General features: G+C 73.4%; 17 protein-coding genes and 1 tRNA gene. 5 read left to right on the plus strand and 13 right to left on the minus strand.

Annotation, left to right across the window (positions count from 1 at the left end):
• Nucleotides 1-118: 118 nt before the first annotated feature.
• A complete protein-coding gene (locus BJY28_RS02030; protein WP_179461525.1) occupies nucleotides 119-1,360 on the plus strand; it encodes a DUF6801 domain-containing protein in 1,242 nt (413 codons plus the stop codon).
• Between the two features lie 177 nt (nucleotides 1,361-1,537).
• Complete coding sequence (locus BJY28_RS16715; protein ID WP_179461526.1) at nucleotides 1,538-2,338, plus strand: sortase domain-containing protein; 801 nt, start codon at nucleotides 1,538-1,540, stop codon at nucleotides 2,336-2,338.
• Nucleotides 2,339-2,365: 27 nt separating this feature from the next.
• Here the strand turns inward: BJY28_RS16715 and BJY28_RS02040 are convergent, their stop codons facing one another.
• The 10 genes from BJY28_RS02040 to dacB form a co-directional block, all read right to left on the minus strand.
• The gene (locus BJY28_RS02040) at nucleotides 2,366-2,854 is read right to left on the minus strand and encodes a DUF3180 family protein (RefSeq protein ID WP_179461527.1); all 489 of its coding nucleotides are present in this window, start codon (nucleotides 2,852-2,854) and stop codon (nucleotides 2,366-2,368) included.
• On the minus strand, nucleotides 2,848-3,864 hold the full coding sequence (gene folB / locus BJY28_RS02045) for a dihydroneopterin aldolase (RefSeq protein WP_179461528.1): 1,017 nt from the start codon (nucleotides 3,862-3,864) through the stop codon (nucleotides 2,848-2,850). Before folB ends, BJY28_RS02040 begins: the two co-directional genes overlap by 7 nt.
• Entirely contained in the window at nucleotides 3,861-4,655 is a 795-nt protein-coding gene (folP, locus tag BJY28_RS02050; protein WP_179463884.1) for a dihydropteroate synthase, read from the minus strand. Before folP ends, folB begins: the two co-directional genes overlap by 4 nt.
• A 38-nt stretch (nucleotides 4,656-4,693) precedes the next feature.
• The gene (gene folE, locus BJY28_RS02055) at nucleotides 4,694-5,314 is read right to left on the minus strand and encodes a GTP cyclohydrolase I FolE (protein ID WP_343036913.1); all 621 of its coding nucleotides are present in this window, start codon (nucleotides 5,312-5,314) and stop codon (nucleotides 4,694-4,696) included.
• Between the two features lie 7 nt (nucleotides 5,315-5,321).
• Nucleotides 5,322-7,466, minus strand: a complete 2,145-nt coding sequence (ftsH, locus tag BJY28_RS02060; RefSeq protein ID WP_179461529.1) for an ATP-dependent zinc metalloprotease FtsH — start codon at nucleotides 7,464-7,466, stop codon at nucleotides 5,322-5,324.
• 308 nt (nucleotides 7,467-7,774) lie between these two features.
• Entirely contained in the window at nucleotides 7,775-8,257 is a 483-nt protein-coding gene (locus BJY28_RS02065; protein ID WP_179461530.1) for an OsmC family protein, read from the minus strand.
• A gap of 46 nt (nucleotides 8,258-8,303) precedes the next feature.
• Nucleotides 8,304-8,858: a hypoxanthine phosphoribosyltransferase gene (gene hpt / locus BJY28_RS02070; RefSeq protein ID WP_179461531.1), complete on the minus strand. Its 555-nt coding sequence runs from the start codon at nucleotides 8,856-8,858 to the stop codon at nucleotides 8,304-8,306.
• A 5-nt stretch (nucleotides 8,859-8,863) separates the two neighbouring features.
• A complete protein-coding gene (gene tilS, locus BJY28_RS02075; RefSeq protein WP_179461532.1) occupies nucleotides 8,864-9,958 on the minus strand; it encodes a tRNA lysidine(34) synthetase TilS in 1,095 nt (364 codons plus the stop codon).
• A 13-nt stretch (nucleotides 9,959-9,971) separates the two neighbouring features.
• Entirely contained in the window at nucleotides 9,972-11,015 is a 1,044-nt protein-coding gene (locus tag BJY28_RS02080; RefSeq protein ID WP_179461533.1) for a zinc-dependent metalloprotease, read from the minus strand.
• 55 nt (nucleotides 11,016-11,070) lie between these two features.
• Nucleotides 11,071-12,504, minus strand: a complete 1,434-nt coding sequence (gene dacB / locus BJY28_RS02085; RefSeq protein ID WP_179461534.1) for a D-alanyl-D-alanine carboxypeptidase/D-alanyl-D-alanine endopeptidase — start codon at nucleotides 12,502-12,504, stop codon at nucleotides 11,071-11,073.
• An 87-nt stretch (nucleotides 12,505-12,591) separates the two neighbouring features.
• On the opposite strand from dacB, the gene BJY28_RS02090 reads away from it, so the two are divergent.
• On the plus strand, nucleotides 12,592-13,221 hold the full coding sequence (locus tag BJY28_RS02090) for an inorganic diphosphatase (RefSeq protein WP_179461535.1): 630 nt from the start codon (nucleotides 12,592-12,594) through the stop codon (nucleotides 13,219-13,221).
• A gap of 120 nt (nucleotides 13,222-13,341) precedes the next feature.
• Here the strand turns inward: BJY28_RS02090 and BJY28_RS02095 are convergent, their stop codons facing one another.
• A complete protein-coding gene (locus tag BJY28_RS02095) occupies nucleotides 13,342-13,785 on the minus strand; it encodes an SRPBCC family protein (RefSeq protein ID WP_179461536.1) in 444 nt (147 codons plus the stop codon).
• A gap of 98 nt (nucleotides 13,786-13,883) precedes the next feature.
• Here BJY28_RS02095 and BJY28_RS02100 point away from each other — a divergent pair, with 98 nt between their 5' ends.
• Both BJY28_RS02100 and BJY28_RS02105 read left to right on the plus strand, forming a co-directional pair.
• The gene (locus tag BJY28_RS02100; protein ID WP_179461537.1) at nucleotides 13,884-14,825 is read left to right on the plus strand and encodes an alpha/beta fold hydrolase; all 942 of its coding nucleotides are present in this window, start codon (nucleotides 13,884-13,886) and stop codon (nucleotides 14,823-14,825) included.
• A gap of 148 nt (nucleotides 14,826-14,973) precedes the next feature.
• Nucleotides 14,974-16,485, plus strand: coding sequence for a fatty acyl-CoA synthetase (locus BJY28_RS02105; RefSeq protein WP_179461538.1), 1,512 nt, complete (start codon nucleotides 14,974-14,976; stop codon nucleotides 16,483-16,485).
• A 64-nt stretch (nucleotides 16,486-16,549) separates the two neighbouring features.
• Here the strand turns inward: BJY28_RS02105 and BJY28_RS02110 are convergent.
• Together BJY28_RS02110 and BJY28_RS02115 are read right to left on the minus strand one after the other, a co-directional pair.
• A tRNA-Thr gene (locus tag BJY28_RS02110) sits at nucleotides 16,550-16,626 on the minus strand.
• Between the two features lie 268 nt (nucleotides 16,627-16,894).
• Nucleotides 16,895-18,460: an alpha/beta hydrolase gene (locus BJY28_RS02115; protein ID WP_179461539.1), complete on the minus strand. Its 1,566-nt coding sequence runs from the start codon at nucleotides 18,458-18,460 to the stop codon at nucleotides 16,895-16,897.
• Nucleotides 18,461-18,481: the final 21 nt, after the last annotated feature.

Consider the following 18,481-nt stretch of genomic DNA (forward strand, 5'->3'; position numbering starts at 1 on the left):
CCTTGTGGTCTTGTTGCCTCGCGGGTAAGTTCCGCCGTGTCCGACACGAGGGCCGGGGCCGTGATGCGCCGTGCGCCCGCTTCACACGCAGGATCATTACGCAAGGGGAGAACACTCTATGGCCAAGCGACACACCACCCGCATCTCCGCGGGCGCTGCCGCCGTCCTGGGCCTCGGTGCCGCCGGCATCGGCTTCGCCACGCCCGCCCAGGCCGTCTCGGCCGACATCGCCTACTCGTGCGAGGTCTCCGACCTCGGCATCCAGTTCGAGGACCCGTGGAACGTCAACCTCGACGTCGACGTCCCCGAGCAGGTCGAGCCCGGCGAGGAGATCCCGGCCCCGGCGATCGTCGCCACCGTGACCCCGGGCGCCGACGCCCAGGAGCGGCTGCGCCAGCTCGAGGTCCAGACGGTCGAGGGCCCGAGCACCGCCGCCTACACCGTCGACGGCGAGGAGCGCTCGGTCGAGCTGGAGACCCCGCTCACCGAGGTGCCGGAGAGCGGCGACCTCGTCGTCGAGGCCACCGGCACCGGTGACGCGGAGACCGCGCCCGCCGAGGACGGCACCATCGAGATCGCCGCCGGGGACTTCACCTCGACGCTGACCACCGACACCGGCTTCGTCCTCAACGTCGCCTGCACGGCCCCCGACGAGAACGCGGTCGGCACCATCCAGGTCGGCGAGGCCACCGAGCCCGAGCCGTCCGACGACGACTCCGAGAGCCCGTCCGACGACGACTCCGAGAGCCCGTCCGACGACGACTCCGACAGCCCGTCCGACAACTCCAGCAGCCCCTCTGACGACACCTCGGAGGAGCCGGCCCCAGAGGTCAACGACTGGTTCACCGAGCCGTCGACCCTGCCGATCACCGACAGCCAGGACGCCTTCACCGTCGAGGGCACCGCCTCCGAGGACGGCACCCTGACCGTGCAGCTCCTCGACGCGGACAAGAACGTCCTGGAGACCTACACCTGGGACGTCGAGGAGGGGAGCAACTCGCGTGACTTCGACTTCGTCGAGGGCACCGACTACGTCCGGATCATCAGCGCCGACTGCGTCGACGCCAACGGCGCGACCGAGGAGGACGTGAACAGCGGCTGCAACGTCGAGTACTACGCCCCCTGGGCCGAGATCAGCGACGGCAGCAGCTCCAGCGTGACCAGCGTGGCCGGTGACGGCAGCGACGACGGTGCCGCGGCCCCGCAGACCCCGGGCGTCGTCCAGACCGACGCGCTGCAGCGGGTCGAGCCGGCCGAGGGCAGCAACGCGGCCGCCTTCGCCCTGGGCGGTCTGCTCATGGCCGGCGCCGCCGCCGGCTCGGTGGTCGTCGTCCGCCGCCGCAACGCCGCTCAGCACTGAGCCTGACTCAGCACTGAGCTGCACCGGTCGACCTGATCGGGCCGTCGGCCCGGGAGCCCCTCTCCCGGCCCGGCGGCCCGATCGCCGTCCGGGGCCGACACCCAGAGAACCCTCAGGGTGAGCACGTAGCCTCACCCGCCGACACCCGCATCGCGAACGCGCCCGCAAGGAGCACCCGTGGCCGAGCAGCCCGAGAGCACCCCCTCCACCCGCCAGGAGCGCGGTGAGCGGCGCCGCGGCTACCGTCGGCGCACCGCCGTCATCGCCGCCGTCGTCGCCGCCCTCGTGGCCGTGGCCACCGGCGGTGTGTGGTGGGCGGTCTCCGACGACGGGCAGGGCACCGCGGTCGACCCCGGCACCTACGTCGACCCCAGCGACATCGAGCGCAGCACCTCCCCCTCGGCCACCTCGTCGAGCTCGTCCAGGAGCTCGAGCAGCTCGGCCAGCTCGTCCTCCCCCTCCAGCAGCAGCGCCACCAGCAGCTCGGGCAGCGCCGCGCCCGCGGGCTCGGCCCCGGACGGCCAGCCGACCCGCGTCCAGGTCACCTCGGGCGGCCTGGACGTCATCGACGCCAGCCTGCAGGCCACCTACCTCGACGCCCAGAACGTGCTGGCGCCGCCCTTCGGCGTGGCCGGCTGGTACGCCGAGGAGGGCTGGCCCAAGCCGGGCCACCAGGGCTCCAGCATCCTCGTCGGGCACATCAACCAGGGCGGCGAGCCGGACGTCTTCTGGAACCTGCCCCAGGTGAAGGTCGGCGACGTCGTCACCGTCACCTACGGCTCCGGCTCGACGGTGAAGTTCAAGATCACCCGCTCCGAGGCGGCCTCGAAGGCGGCCGTGCCCCAGGACGACTCGATCTGGGACCACGACGCCGCCCAGCCGCAGCTGCGGCTGATCACCTGCGACCCGACGACCCCGCTCGAGGGCGGGCACTACGAGGGCAACTGGGTGGTCTGGGCCGACGAGATGGTCGCCTGACCCGGTCGGTCCCCGGGCCGCCAGCACTCAGGCCGACGGGCGCGACCGTCGCTGCTCGCCGTCCTCGCCCTCGTCGTCGTCCTCGACGATCCGGCACCAGGACTGCACGATCAGCCCGGCGCCCGCGACGAGCAGCCCACCAAGCCCGGCGAGGGCGTCCCACAGGGCGATCGTGCCGCGGCCCCCGAAGTCGAGGTCGGGCAGCAGCACCAGCGCCTGGCCGAGGTAGCCGCCGCCGACCACCGCGCCGGTGAGCGCGCTCGCCTGGGCCAGCGCGAGGATCCGTGCGGCCAGCAGCGGCTCGACCCGGGCCTGACCGCGCTGGTGACGGCGCATCCGCCAGCCCATGACGAGCACGACGACCGCCATGGCCAGCAGCAGACCGGCCGCCAGCCAGGTGACCCGCAGCGGCTGGTTGCCGGCGTCCAGCCACCAGCGGCCGACGACCCAGGAGAGGCCGGTGGCGATGACCGCGAGCAGCAGCAACGAGCCGGCGCGCAGCCCGGACCTCAGCACGAGGGGTCCCCGGCGTCCGCCCAGCGGGCGACCAGCGGCATCGGCCGCACCCCGCTGGTGTCCATGCCCTCGACCAGCGCGTCGACCCGGACCACCTGCTCGCCGACCCGGAGCACGGCGTCGGGGTCGGCCGACAGCCACGGCACGAGGACGAAGGCGCGCTCGTGGGCGCGCGGGTGCGGCAGGGTGAGCACGTCGTCGGCGCTGCGGGTGTCCGTGTCGTCCCGCGGGTCGCCGTGCTGGATCAGGTCGAGGTCGAGGGTGCGCGGCCCCCACCGGACCTCGCGGGTCCGGCCGAAGAGCGCCTCGATCTCGTGCAGCCGGGCCAGCAGCGCGCCGGGCTGCAGGGCCGTGCCGAGCAGCACCACGGTGTTGACGTAGGGCGGCTGCTCCGGGCCGCCGACCGGGTCGCTGAGCACGAGGTCACCGACGGCGAGCACGTCGCCGAGGGCGTCCAGGTGGTCGAGCGCCGCGAGCACTCCCTGCTGCGGGCTCGCCGGCTCGTCCCCGTCGTCCACGGTCCCCGGTGCCTGGTGGGGCAGGTTCGCCCCGAGCGCGACGACCGCGACCCGCATCGGCCGGGACCGGCGCAGGGTCACCGCGACGTCGACGAAGGGGACCCCAACCGGGGCCTGCGGCTTGTGCACGGTCACCTCGACGCGCTGCACGGCCTCGTGGGCCAGCGCGTCGTCGGCGATCTGCCCGGCGAGGGTCTCGATGAGGTCCAGCGCGGGCCCCTCGACGCGGCGCACGACGTCGGCGGCGACGTCGGCGTAGCTGACCGTGCGGGTGAGGTCGTCGGTGGCCGCCGCGTCGGCGAGGTCGAGGTGCAGCACGACGTCGACGACGAACTCCTGCCCGTCGCGCTTCTCGTGGTCCAGCACCCCGTGGTGCCCACGGGCGCGGACCCCGGTGAGGGTGATGGTGTCACCGGTGGTGGTGTCTCCGGTGGTGATGTCACTGAGCAGCTCACCGCTGGTGACGCCGACGCTGCCGGCGCCGCCGGTCATCGCGCACCCGCCAGGGCGGCGGCGACGTCCAGGGCGTCGCGGGAGGCCTGCACGTCGTGCACCCGGACCCCCCAGACGCCGGCGTGGGCCACCGCCGCGGTGGTCACCGCGGTCGCCACGTCCCGCTCGTCCAGCGGTCGCTCGGTGCCCTCGGATCGCCCGACCGCGCCGAGGAAGGTCTTGCGCGAGGTGCCGACGAGCACCGGCAGGCCGAGGTCGACGACCCGGGCCATCCCGGCGAGCAGCTGCCAGTTGTGCTCGGCGGTCTTGGCGAAGCCGATGCCCGGGTCGAGCACCAGCCGCTCGCGCCGCATCCCGGCCGCCAGCAGCGCCTCGACCCGGTCGGTCAGCTCTCGGCAGACGTCGGCGACGACGTCGTCGTAGCGGGCCCGGGACTGCATGTCGTGGCTGTGCCCGCGCCAGTGCATGACGACGAAGGGGACGTCCGCCGCGGCCACGACGGCCGGCATCTGCGGGTCGGCCAGCCCGCCGCTGACGTCGTTGACGATCGCCGCCCCGGCGGCCACCGCCTGCTCGGCGACGGCGGCCCGCATCGTGTCCACCGAGACGGTGACCCCCTTCGCCACCAGGGCGGTGACGACCGGGATCACCCGGCGCAGCTCCTCGGCCTCGTCCCGGCGCTGCGCGCCGGGGCGGGTGGACTCCCCGCCGACGTCGACGACCTGGGCGCCGTCGGCGACCAGCTCGAGCCCGTGACGCACGGCGGCGTCGGTCTCGACCCAACGACCGCCGTCGGAGAAGGAGTCCGGGGTGACGTTGAGGACGCCCATGAGCAGCGGCTCGCCCCGGGCGGCGGTGGTGGGCGTCGTCACCGGGCGCCACCGGTGAGCAGCGCCATCGCCTCCGCCCTCGTCGTGGGGTCGCGCAGCGCCCCGCGCACCGCCGAGGTGATCGTCGTGGCGCCGGGCTTGCGCACCCCGCGCATCGACATGCACAGGTGCTCGGCCTCGACGACGACGATGACGCCCTGCACGTCGAGGTGGTCGACGAGGGCGTCGGCGACCTGCGAGGTCAGCCGCTCCTGCACCTGCGGTCGCTTGGCGTAGACGTCGACGAGGCGGGCCAGCTTGCTCAGGCCGGTGACCTTGCCGGTGGGCCCGGGCAGGTAGCCGATGTGGGCGCGCCCGTGGAAGGGCACCAGGTGGTGCTCGCAGGTGGAGTAGATGTCGATGTCGCGGACGATGACCAGCTCGTCGTGCTCCAGGTCGAAGGTGGTCGCCAGCAGCTCGCCGGCGTCCTCGTGCAGCCCGGAGAAGACCTCGGCGTAGGCCCGGGCCACCCGGCCGGGGGTCTCGACGAGGCCGTCCCGGTCGGGGTCCTCGCCGACCGCCAGCAGGATCTCGCGGACGGCCGCCTCGATCCGGGGCAGGTCGACCGGGCTGGAGGCACCCGCCGGTGCCACGCCGTTCACCGGCAGCTCGCTGCTCACCGGTGCCTCAGCGGGGGTCGTCGGGGTCGACGCGACCGTCCTCGGGGAGCTCGCGCACCTCGGTGGGCGGGCGCTCCTCGAGCCGCGGGTCGGCGCCCTCCTGGGCGGCCTCGTCGATCGCCGCGACGGTGCCCGGGTCGCCCTGCTGGGCGCCGACACCGGCCGGCGGAGCACCGGTGGGGCTGCTGCCGTTGCGGGCGTGCTGCAGCTCCTGGTCGCGGCGCCGCATCGCCTCCTGCTCGGCCGGGGTGAGCACCGGCGGCTTGTCGGAGAGGTAGCGCGACTCGCTGGAGAGCCAGGTCGGGCGCGGCGGGCGCTTGCGCACGTCCTCGAAGACCGCGGCGATCTCCTTCGGGCCGAGGGTCTCGTGCTCCAGCAGCTCCAGGACGAGCCGGTCGAGGACGTCCCGGTTGTCGTTGAGGGCGTGCCAGGCCTCGTCGTGGGCGGCCTCGATGAAGCGGCGCACCTCCTCGTCGACGATCCCGGCGATCTCCTCGCTGTAGTCGCGCTGGTGGCCCATGTCGCGGCCGAGGAAGACCTCGCCCTGGCTCTGGCCGAGCTTGACCGCACCGACCCGCTCGCTCATGCCGAACTCGGTGACCATCTTGCGGGCCATCGCGGTGGCCTTCTCGATGTCGTTGGCCGCGCCGGTGGTGGGGTCGTGGAAGATGATCTCCTCCGCGACCCGGCCGCCGAGGGCGTAGGCCAGCTGGTCGAGGATCTCGTTGCGGGTGGTGGAGTACTTGTCGTCGGTCGGCAGCACCATCGTGTAGCCGAGCGCGCGGCCCCGGGGCAGGATCGTCACCTTCGCCACCGGGTCGGTGTGGTTCATCGCGGCAGCGACCAGCGCGTGCCCGCCCTCGTGGTAGGCGGTGATCTTGCGCTCCTGGGCGCTCATGATCCGGGTGCGCTTCTGCGGCCCGGCCATCACCCGGTCGATCGCCTCGTCGAGGGTCTTGTCGTCGATGAACTGGGCGTCGCTGCGGGCGGTCAGCAGCGCGGCCTCGTTGAGCACGTTGGCCAGGTCCGCGCCGGTCATGCCGGGGGTGCGACGGGCCACCGCGAGCAGGTCCACGCCGGGCGCCATCGGCTTGCCGGAGGCGTGCACCTCGAGGATCCGGTGGCGGCCGATCATGTCCGGGGCCTCGACCGCGATCTGCCGGTCGAAGCGGCCCGGGCGCAGCAGCGCCGGGTCGAGGATGTCCGGGCGGTTGGTGGCGGCGATGAGGATGACGTTGGTCTTGACGTCGAAGCCGTCCATCTCCACGAGCAGCTGGTTCAGCGTCTGCTCGCGCTCGTCGTGCCCGCCGCCGAGGCCGGCGCCGCGGTGGCGGCCGACGGCGTCGATCTCGTCGACGAAGACGATCGCCGGGGAGTTCGCCTTGGCCTGCTCGAAGAGGTCACGCACCCGGGAGGCACCGACACCGACGAACATCTCGACGAAGTCGGAGCCGGAGATGGAGTAGAAGGGCACCCCGGCCTCGCCGGCCACGGCACGGGCCAGCAGGGTCTTGCCGGTGCCGGGCGGACCGTAGAGCAGCACGCCCTTCGGGATCTTGGCGCCGACCGCCATGAACTTGCTCGGCTCCTGCAGGAACTCCTTGATCTCGTGGAGCTCCTCGACCGCCTCCTGGGCCCCGGCCACGTCGTCGAAGGTGACCTTCGGGGAGTCCTTGGGGGCGAGCTTGGCCTTGGACTTGCCGAACTGCATGACCTTGTTGCCGCCCTGCGCCTGGCTCATGATGAACCAGAAGAGGCCGACGAGCAGCAGCAGCGGCAGCAGCGAGAAGAGCACCGAGCCCCAGATGCTCGGGTGCTCGATGGTGTCGTTCTGGACGCCGGGGACGTTCTCCTCGACCAGCGCGAGCATCTCGTCGGAGCGGGCGTCGATGAACTCGGTCTCGACCTTCGTCGCGTCCTCCACGGCCTCGCCGTCGGAGTAGGTCTGTCCCTCCTTGAGGTCCATCTGCAGCACGTTGTCGCTGGTCATGTGCACGTCCTGGACCTGCTCGTCGCGCAGCAGAGTCTGGGCGGCGGAGGTGTCGATGCGCTCGTAGCCGCCGTTGCCCTGGAGGGAGAACATCAGGACGAAGGCGCTGATCAGCAGCAGCGCCCAGAAGGCGGGCGAACGGAAGATCTTCTTGGCGTTCATGTATCTGGGGTCCGGCCCCGGCTTCCTGCTCGACGACGTGCGGCGGTCGGCGGCCGCGACGGGTGATCAGGACGAAACTACCTGACACCTACCGGAGGGTCGCCTTCAGCATGCCAACGCCCTCCCCCGGTGCCGTGTTCCCGCGCGGGCGCCCGGGCCGGACCACCCGCACGTCGGGGACCGTCCACCGTCGCCGCGAGCGAGCGCATCCCGTCGCCTCAGGTCGGGGCGAGGCACCTGGTTGCGCTCACTCAGCCCGCGCACGGACCGCCCTGTGGCCGACCGGGACGACCCTGGACCGCGCTGATCTAGACGACGGTGACCTCGGCCTCGATCCGGATGTCCGAGGTGAGCGAGCGGGCGATGAAGCACTCCCGGTGAGCGACCTCCAGCAGGTGCCGCACCCGCCGGTCGACCTCGTCCGCGGAGCGCTCGCCGGCCCGGACGGTGACCACCGGGCGCAGCACGATCGTGGTGACCCGCAGCGGCGGGTCGTCCTCGGGCATCTCGGCCACGGCGTCGTCGGTGTAGCCGAGGACGTCCAGCCGGGCCCGGGCGGCGACGGCGAGGAAGGAGAGCAGCTGGCAGGAGCTGGCCGCGGCCAGCAGCAGCTCCTCGGGGTTGGTCAGCGCCGGATCACCGCGGAAGGCGGGGTCGGCGCTGGCCTCGACGTCGAGGCCGTGCTCCCCGGTGCGGGAGACCCGGTGGGTCCGCCCGTAGCCCTCGTAGCCGACGCCGGTGCTGCCGGACCAGTCCAGCCGGGTCGCGTAGCGGTGCGTCGCTGAAGGCATCGGCGGCAGCCGCTCGGGTTCTCTCTGCGTCTTCTCTCTGCGTCGCTCAGGAGTACACGTGCGGGGCGAGGGTGGCCACCTCGCGCAGGTTGCGGTAGCCCTCGTCGAAGTCCAGCCCGTAGCCGACGACGAACTCGTTGGGGATGTCGAAGCCCACCCAGCGGGTGTCGATCTCCACCTTCGCCGCGTCCGGCTTGCGCAGCAGGGTGAGGATCTCGACCGAGGCGGGGCTGCGGGAGAGCAGGTTCGCCCGGATCCAGCTCAGCGTCAGGCCGGAGTCGATGATGTCCTCGACGATGAGCACGTGCTTGCCGGTGATGTCGGCGTCGAGGTCCTTGAGGATGCGCACCACGCCGGAGGACTTGGTGCCCGAGCCGTAGCTGCTCACCGCCATCCAGTCCATCGGGACCGAGCCCGGCAGGTGCCGCATGAGGTCGGCCATCACCATGACCGCGCCCTTGAGGACGCCGACGAGGAGGACGTCCTGGCCGTCGTCGTAGTGCGCCCACACCTGCTCGGCGAGCTCGGCCAACCGGGCCTGGATCTCCTCCTCGGTGATGAGCACGCGGGCGAGGTCGTCCTGGATGTCTGCGGCGTCCACGACGCTCATTCAACCCGAGGTGACCGCCCGAGGAGAAGGCGGGCGCCCTGTCGGCTGCCGCGCACCCTGCCGGGCAGGTGCAGCGGGCCCTGGCCGCGCCAGTCGACGAGCAGCCGATCCACCTCGGCCACGTGGGCCGCAGAGAGCTGCCCCGGTGGGCAGCCCACCCGCAGCAGCAGGGTCCGCAGCACCCGGGTGCGCAGCGCCTCCGGCAGGGCGGCGAGCGCCTCGACCGGCGCCTCGACCGGAGCGTCCGGCGAGGCGTCGACCGGCGCCGCGCGGGCATCGTCCTCCGCCTCCAGCCGCGCCAGCGCGTCCGCGGCCAGGCCGTCCAGCAGGTCGGCGTCCGCGCGCAGCAGGTCGGCCGAGCGGGCCAGCGCCGCCGGCAGCCCCGGCCCGAGCGCGCCCTCCAGGTCACCCAGCACCTGGCGGACCCGCACCCGGGCGTAGCGGGGGTCGGCGTTCATCGGGTCCTGCCAGGGATGCAGTCCCAGCGCCGCGCAGACCGCCCGGGTGGTCTCCCGGGGGATGTCGAGGAAGGGGCGCCGGTAGCGGCCGCGTGCCGCCGGAATCCCGGCCAGAGAGCGCGCCCCGGAGCCCCGGGTCAGGCCCAGCAGGACCTGCTCGGCCTGGTCGTCCCGGGTGTGGCCGAGCAGCACCAGGTCGGCACCGGCCTCCTCCGCGACCGCGTCCAGGGCCGCGTAGCGCGCCGTCCGCGCGGACGCCTCCGGCCCGTCGCCGGTCTCGTGGACCGAGGCGCCGACGACCCGGACGGGGTCGAGACCGAGCCGTCGGCAGGTCTGCGCGGCGGTGGCGGCAGCGGCGCCCGAGCCGGGCTGCAGGCCGTGATCGACGATCACCGCCCCGGCCCGCACGTCGCGCGGACCGGCCTCGCGGACCAGCGCCGCCGCGAGCGCCAGCGAGTCCGCTCCCCCGCTGACGGCGGCCAGGACCAGCGGCCCCTGCACCCCGTCGACCTCCACCCCGTCGACAGGGGGCGGCGTCGTGACCGGATCGGAGGGGCGCGGCGGCAGCGACGTGGAGAGCACCGCCCGCACCGCGCGGCGCACGTCCGCCTCGGCGGGGGTCCCGGCAGCCACGCTCGGTCTCGGCTCAGCCGTGGATGCGGCCCACCCAGGCGGCCGGGTCGGTGATCTCCCGGGCCGTGGGCAGGGTCTCGGGCGAGGTCCAGACGTGGTTGAAGCCGTCCACGCCGACCCGCTCCTGCACCCCGCGCACGAAGGCGGCGCCGTCCCGGTACTGGCGCATCTTCGCCTCCAGCCCCAGCAGCCGGCGCAGCAGCCGGTCGGCGGCGCCGGCCCCCTTCCGCCGCTGGTCGAAGCGGGCCCGGATGGTGGCGACGCTGGGCACGTGCGCCGGGCCCACGTCGTCCATGACGACATCGGCGTGCCCCTCGAGCAGGGACATGACGGCGGTGAGCTCGGCCATCTTCGCCCGCTGCTCGGGGGTGGCGAAGACGTCGGCCAGGCCCTGCCCCTCGCCGGAGAAGGCCTTGGGCAGCTGGGTGGCCACCTGGCGCATCCGCTCGGTGAGCGCGTCCGGGTCGGGGACGAGGTCGGCGCCCAGCGACTGCGCCTCGGAGACCAGGTGCTCGCGCAGCCACGGCACCGCGGTGAACTGCACCCGGTGCGTCTCCTCGTGCAGGCACACCCAGTAGCGGAAGTCGCGGGGGTCGACGTCGAGCTCGCGCTCGGTGTGCACGAGGTTCGGCGCCACCAGCAGCAGGGCCGGGGTGCCGCCGGGCGCGAGGTCGTACTGGCCGAGCACCTTGGTGGAGAGGTAGGCGAGCATGCCGCCGGCCTCGGCACCGGTGACCTTGCCGCCGATCCGCTGGGCGGTGGCTCCGGGCGCCTTCTTCTGGCTGGCGGCCAGGCGCTCGACGACCGGGTCCAGCAGCGCGGCCATCGAGTCGGCGTTCACCGAGATCCACGTCGGCCGGTCCACCACGAGCGGGGCCGGGGCGTCGCCCGGGGCGCGCAGCCGGGAGGTCTCGGCCACCGGCTCGACGGCCTGCGCGGCCAGCTCGCGGATCTGGCCCACCGCCTGCTGCGCCTCGGCGTGGCTGACGTCCGGTCCGGCCGGCGCGAGCCGTGCCCCGGTGGTCTTGGCGAAGCTCCAGTCGACGTACTGCGTCACGCGCGGCTCCTCATCCTCGGGCGGTCAGATCCTCGCGGGTCGGATCCTCGGGTCGTCAGCGGCAGCCGCACCCGGTGAGCGTGGCCACCGCCCGGTCCAGCACGCTACGGGCACCGATCGTGCCGGTCGAGTCGGGCACCTGGTCGGCGACGATGACGTAGGTCAGCAGCCGCCCGTCGGCGGTGGTCGTGGTCCCGGCCAGGCTGGAGACGCCGGTGAGGGTCCCGGTCTTGGCCCGGGCGACCCCGGCCGCGCCCTGGCTCTCCGGCTCGGTGAAGCGCTCGTCGAGGGTGCCGCTGAGGGCGGCCACCGGCAGGTCGGCCAGCACGCCGCGCAGCCCGCCGCCGTCGCCGGTCACCCCCAGCTCCATGGCGTCCGAGATCGATCGGGCGGTGGCTCGCTGCCCGCGGCTGAGGCCGGAGGCGTCCAGCAGCCGCACCCCGGTCATGTCGGCCCCCGCCTGCTCCAGGGTCGTGGTGATCCAGCCGGCGACGTCGGTGAAGCCCGCCCCGGCGCCGTCGGCGACGGCCGCCTGGCGGGCGAGGTTCTCGGTGAGCGCGTTGTCGCTGTCCTGCAGGGCGAGGGCGAGCACCTCCCCCATCGGCGCCGACTCGACGGAGCCGAGCTCCTCGGCGTCGTCCGGGGCGGCCGTGCGCCAGGTGTCCCCGCCGTCCTCGACGGTGACGCTGACGCCCGCCTCCTCGAGCCGGTCGGCGAAGGCGGAGAGCACCTCCCGCTCGGGGAAGCGCGGCGAGGGGTCGTAGGGCAGCGGCCGCTGCCCGGCCAGCCCGATCATCGTCACGCCCTGGGTGAAGCCGCTGCTGACGTCGGCCATGTCCCAGCTGTCGGGGTAGCGCTCGCCGGCGGCGTAGGTGGCGTCCAGGCGCAGGGTCAGCCCGTCCTGGCGCTCGCCCAGGGACTCCGCGACCTGGTCGGCGAGGTCGGTCAGCCCGGCCCGGCCCTCGACCTTCGTCGGGTCGCCCTCGCCGCGGGCCAGCATGGTGTCCCCGCCGGCGACGAGGACGATCTCGTCCTCGCTCTCCCCTTCGACCACCCGGGTGGTCATGCTCGAGGCGAGGTCGGTGGTCGAGCTGACCGCGGCGGCGCTGAGCAGCTTCTGGGTGGAGGCGACCTGCTGGGTCCGGTCCGCATGGCGCTCGTAGAGCACCTCGCCGGTGTCGCCGTCGCGCACCACCGCACCGACCCGGGAGCCCAGCCAGTCGTCGCCGAGGTCGTCGCGCAGGGCGTCGGCCAGGCCGGAGGTGGTGGGCACCGGGGCGTCGTCGGCCAGCGGGGCGAGCACCGGCTCGTCGGCGACCAGGTCGGGCATCGCCTCCGGCGCGGGCTCGGTGGCCTGCTCCTCGGGGACGGTGATCGGCTGGGGCTGATCGAGGGTGAGCACCCCCGGCACGACGTCGTAGGCGTCGGCGGCGACGTACCCCGCGGCCACGAGCACGACGGCGCTCAGACCACCGATGAGACGACGCACACGATCCCCCTGCCTGTCCGGTCCGATGATGAGAGAGACTGAGCCCCAGAGCCTAAGTCACATCCACCGCAGCGAAGGGAACCGGACGTGGAGTTCGACGTCACCATCGAGATCCCCAAGGGTCAGCGCAACAAGTACGAGGTCGACCACGAGACCGGCCGGATCCGTCTGGACCGCATGCTCTTCACCTCGATGGCCTACCCCAGCGACTACGGCTACGTCGAGGACACCCTCGGCGAGGACGAGGACCCGCTGGACGCGCTGGTGCTGCTCGACGAGCCGACCTGGCCGGGATGCCTGGTGCGGGCGCGGCCGATCGGGATGTTCCACATGCGCGACGAGGCCGGCGGGGACGACAAGATCCTCTGCATCCCGGCCGGGGACCCGCGCAAGGACCACATCCTCGAGCTCGAGGACATCAGCGAGTTCGACCGGCTGGAGATCCAGCACTTCTTCGAGACGTACAAGGACCTCGAGCCCGGCAAGTCCGTCGAGGGCGCCCACTGGGCCGGTCGTCGGGACGCCGAGCGGGTCGTCGAGGAGGCCCTGAAGCGGGCCAGCGACGCCGGCATGACCACCGCCCGCTGGAAGATGCCCTACGGGGAGCCGCCGCAGCAGAACGTCGTGCGGCACAGCGAGGAGGAGATGGACGAGGCCCTGTCCAAGGCTCAGGACACCCTCGCCACCAAGGAGAACCCGCTCAGCGACGAGGACTGACCACCCTCCCCCTTCGCCCTCTGCCCTCTCCCCGCACCCTCATGACGCGGGCTACCACGCAGTAAGTGCTGTGATCGCAGCACTTACTGCGTGGTAGCGCGCGTCGTAGGTGGTCGCGCGTCAGCCGAGGAGCCGCTGCAGGCCGGTCTCGCCGGCGCGCATCATGTGCTCGTGGTTGGCCCGCAGCAGCCGCGGGGCGAGCAGCGCCCCCAGGCGCAGGTGGCGCGCCGCCACCCGGACCTCCTGCCGGTAGTCGGCGCGCGCCCCGCTGCCCTCCTCCGGCACGACGGTGAAGGCGGCGAAGCCGACGAGGTCCCCGGCGATGTCCACCCGCAGCACCCCGCGCGACTCGTCCTGCACCGCCCGCGAGAGCACCAGCCGCAGGCTGACCGGGAGCCGGCTGCGGATGGTCGCGATGCCGTGCTCGTCGCTCAGCCGCTGCACCCCGACGATCTGCGGCCACCAGCGCGGGTAGTCCTCCACCGCGGCCAGCGCGGCGAAGAGGTCCCCCGGCGGGGCAGCCACCCGCCAGGTCGCGTCGAAGGCGAAGTGCGTGCGGCTCACCACCCCAGTGTCGCTGGTCCTCGCGTCGCTGGTCGTTCGCCGTCCCGCCGTGGACACACCCTGTCGCCGCACCCGGGCCGCCGCGTAGCGTCCCTGTCGTGCGCTACGTGAGCCATGACGGCCTGACCTTCGACCTCGACGACGACGGACCCGAGGACGGCGAGGTGGTGCTGCTGCTGCACGGCTGGCCGCAGGACCGCACGGCCTGGGCCAAGATGACGCCTCAGCTCACCGCGCAGGGGCTGCGGGTCATCGCCCCCGACCTGCGCGGCACCTCCCCAGGCGCCCGTCCGCCGCACTACCGCGACTACGAGATGCGTCACCTCGTCGGCGACGCGCTGGCCCTGGTCGACGCCACGGGTGCCGAGCGCGTGCACCTCGTCGGGCACGACTGGGGCGGCGCGCTGGCCTGGGCCTTCGCCGAGCGTCACCCGCAGCGGCTGTCCAGCCTCACCGTCCTGTCCACGGCCCACCCGGCGGCGATGCTCTGGGCCTTCCGGCACGGCGGGCAGTGGAAGCACAGCTGGTACATGGTGGTCTTCGCCCTGCCGAAGGTGCCGGCCGCCCTGCTGCGCCGCTTCGCCCGCCCCCTGCTGACCCGGCTCGGGCTGCCGAGGGACCAGGTGGCCCACCACGCGCAGCGGCTGAGCGGACCCGGCGGGCCGAGCGGCGCCGCCCAGGGCGGGCTCAACTGGTACCGGGCCATGATCGGCTCGATGCTGCCGCGCCCCGGGCGTGGGCGAGGTAGGGCGAAGGGGGGTACCGCGACGGCGGGCGCCGCTGGCAGCGCCGAGACGGGCCGACCGGCCGGTCCGCGCCTGGCCCAGGTGCCCACCGCCTACGTGTGGGGGTCGAAGGACCCTGCCTTCGGCCGGCCGGTCGCCGAGCGCACCCGCGACCTGCTGCAGCGCGGGCTCGGCTCGTTGGCGACGTACGTCGAGATGCGCGCCGCGCACTGGCTGCCGGAGCGGCACGCGGACGAGATGAGCGACCTCGTGCTCGCCCAGGTACGCGCCGCCCGCGAGCAGGACGTGGCCTGACCCGCCGCCACACCCTTCGCTGACGTATGGAGACACGCCGGGTCACCTGGCCCGGGAACCGCGTGTCGCCATACGTCAGCGCGAGCAGCCGGTCCTGAATCTGGACTCAGGTCTTGATTCCGGGTGTGATCGCCAGCACGATCGGGGCATGAGCGACATGCGAGCCTCCACGATCGACGGCATCATCCGACGCAGCGCCCGGGCCTTCGGCTCCCGGACCGCGCTCACCTTCGCCGACCGGACGTGGACCTACACCGAGCTGGAGGAGGCGACCACCCGGGCCGCTACCCACCTGCTCTCGCTCGGGGTGACGAAGGGGGACCGCGTCGCCACCCTGGGCAAGAACTCCGACGCCTACCTGCTCGCCTTCCTCGGCTGCGCCCGGGCCGGCCTGGTGCACGTGCCGCTCAACTACAACCTCACCGGTGTCGAGCTGGAGTACCTGGTGGCCCAGTCCGGTGCCTCGCTCGTGCTGGCCGACCCCGAGCTGGCGCCGCGGGTCACCGACCTCGAGGAGGTCGAGGTGCCGGTCCGGGCGCTGCGCGACGCTGACGACTCGCTGCTCTCCGCGGCGCGCTCCGGCGAGGTGCCCGCGCTGGACGTCGAGGTGGGTGACGGCGACCTCGCGCAGCTGCTCTACACCTCCGGGACGACCTCGCACCCCAAGGGCGCGATGATGACCCACCGCGCGCTGATCCACCAGTACCTCGGCTGCCTCACCGCGCTCGACCTGAGCGCCGACGACGAGCCGCTGCACGTCATGCCGCTCTACCACTCGGCGCAGATGCACGTCTTCCTGCTGCCGTGGCTGGCGGTCGGGGCCCGCAGCACGCTGCTGGAGGTCCCGGACCCGGCGGACATCCTGCAGCGGATCGAGCGGGACGGGCACCGTGCCTTCTTCGCCGCGCCGACGCTGTCGGTGGCGATGACCAACCACGCCGACTTCGCCGGGCGCGACCTCACCTCGCTGACCAAGGCCTACTACGGAGCCTCGATCATGCCGGGGCCGGTCGTGCAGCGGCTGCAGGAGAAGGTGCCTGAGCTGGGGCTCTACAACTGCTTCGGCCAGTCCGAGATGGGGCCGCTGTGCACCGTGCTGCGCCCCGAGGAGCACGCCGAGCGACCCGACTCCGCCGGGCGGCCGGTCCTCTTCACCGAGATGCGGGTGGTCGACGCCGAGGGCGCCGACGTCGCGCCGGGCGAGCTCGGCGAGGTGGTCTACCGCTCGCCGCAGCTGTGCGAGGGCTACTGGGAGAAGCCGGAGGCGACCGCCGAGGCCTTCCGGGACGGGTGGTTCCACTCCGGCGACCTCGTGCAGGTCGACGAGCAGGGCTACATCACCGTCGTCGACCGGATCAAGGACGTCATCAACTCCGGCGGGGTGCTCATCGCCTCCCGCGAGGTCGAGGACGCCCTCTTCAGCCACCCGGCGGTCGCCGAGGCCGCGGTCATCGGCACACCCGACGAGAAGTGGGTGGAGGCGGTCACCGCGGTGGTCGTGCTCAAGGAGGACGTCACCGTCGAGGCGCTGCTGGAGCACGCCCGCACCCGGCTGGCCGGCTTCAAGGTGCCCAAGGCGGTGCACGTCATCGAGGAGCTGCCCAAGAACGCCTCCGGCAAGATCCTCAAGCGCGAGCTGCGGGAGTGCGTGCGCGGCTGAAGCGCCGGGCCGGGACGCACGTCGGCCCCCGATCAGGACGGTGCCTGTCAGGGGCCGAAGGTGGTGGAGCCGCCTGTCGGAATCGAACCGACGACCTATTCATTACGAGTGAATCGCTCTAGCCGACTGAGCTAAGGCGGCGTGCGCCGTGGCGCGGTGCCCGAGCATACCGACCGCGCTGCCCGGCGATGAAATCGACGGCTGACGGGCCCGCCGCACCGCCGACGCGGAGGCGGACGGCCCCCTTCGCCTCGTTGGTGCCGTGCAAGATCACTCGCCTCATCTCCCAGGCCGGACAGCCGCTCACCTTGTCCTCAGACGCTGCGCTTGCAGGCGCAGCGTGTGCAGCCCCTTAGGCAGTTGGGGAGGGGGGTGGGCGGGTGGTGGGAGGACGAAGGGGGTGGGTGGGTCAGGAGGAGCAGGTGCGGGCGTCGGGGGCGGGGAGCTCGCCGGTGAGCAGGTAGTCGTCGACGGCGGCGTCGATGCAGCTGTTGGAGCGCATGTAGGCGGTGTGCCCGTCGCCCTCGAGGGTCAGCAGCGCGGAGTCGGCGAGCTGCGCGTCCAGCCGCTCGGCCCACTCGTAGGGGGTGGCCGGGTCCCGGGTGGTGCCGACCACGAGGATCGGTGCGGCGCCCTCGGCGGCGATCTCACGCGGCTGCGAGACCGGCTCGATGGGCCACTCGCCGCACACCGACGACGTGCCGACCATGAAGCGACCCCAGATCGGGGCCTCCTCCTCGGCCCGCTCGATGAGCTCCTGCCGGGCATCCTCGCCGGTCTCCTCGGGGTGGTCGAGGCAGTTGACCGCGTAGATCGCCTCCATGATGTTGCTGCTGTAGCTGCCGTCGGCGTTGCGCCGGGCGTACTGCAGCGAGAGCTGGCCCAGCGGCTCGCCGTCGCCCTGCTGCACGGCGACCAGGGCGTCGTTGAGCTCGGACCACAGCCCCTGCTCGTACATCGCCTGGGCCACCCCGACCGTGCCCCAGCCCTCGGTGAGCTCGACCCCGCCGGCCCCGGGCAGCGGGTCGGCGTCCAGGCCCTCCAGCGTGGCGAGCATGGTGTCGATGACCTCCTGCTCGCTCTCCCCCAGCTCGCAGCCGTCCTCGACGCACGCCTGGGCCCACGCCCTGGTCGCCCGGTCGAAGCCGGTGGCCTGGCCGATGGTCTGCTCCGCGCTCGTCAGGTCGGGCGCCACCGCCCCGTCGAGGACGAAGCGGCCGACGTTCTCCGGGAAGAGCTCGGCGTAGACCGTGCCGAGGTAGGTGCCGTAGGACTTGCCGAGGTAGGTCAGCTGCCGGTCACCGAGCACGTGCCGCAGCACGTCCATGTCCCGGGCGACGTCCTCGGTCGCGACGTGCCCCAGCAGCTCGCCGGTCTCGGCCTGGCACTGCTCGCCGAGGTCGGCGGCGGCCTCCTGCGCGGCCGTCCGCTCGGCCTCGTCGTCGGGCGTGGGGTCCATGCCGAGGAAGTCGTCGAGCTCGCCGTCGGAGAGGCAGTCCACCGGCGCGGACCGCGACACCCCGCGCGGGTCGAAGCCGACGACGTCGTAGGCGCGCCGGACCTGGGGGCTGACGATGTAGTCGGCGTAGCGGGCGTAGTCGACGCCGGACCCGCCCGGCCCGCCGGGGTTGACCACGAGCGAGCCGATGGCGTCGCCGGTCGCCTCCGCCTTGAGCAGGGCCACCTCGATGGTCTCGCCGTCGGGCTCGTCCCAGTCCACCGGCACGGTCAGCTCGGCGCACTGCTCGCCGTCGCAGTCGCTCCAGCTCAGCTGCTGGTCGTAGATCTCCTCGGCTCCCTCGGGGATCGCCGCCTCTCCCGAGGCGATGCTCGTCGGCTCCGGCCCCTCGTCCTCGAAGACCGAGCACCCGGCGACCGCCACGAGCGCCGCGACGGTGGTGCCAGCGAGCAGACCGCGCCCGACGCGGCGACCGGCGCGACGACTCGCGCGGTGAGGACGACGAGGGTGAGGCATGGCGCCGACGGTACCCGCGGC

The organism is Janibacter alkaliphilus (genome assembly GCF_013408565.1).
GTDB lineage: Bacteria > Actinomycetota > Actinomycetes > Actinomycetales > Dermatophilaceae > Janibacter > Janibacter alkaliphilus.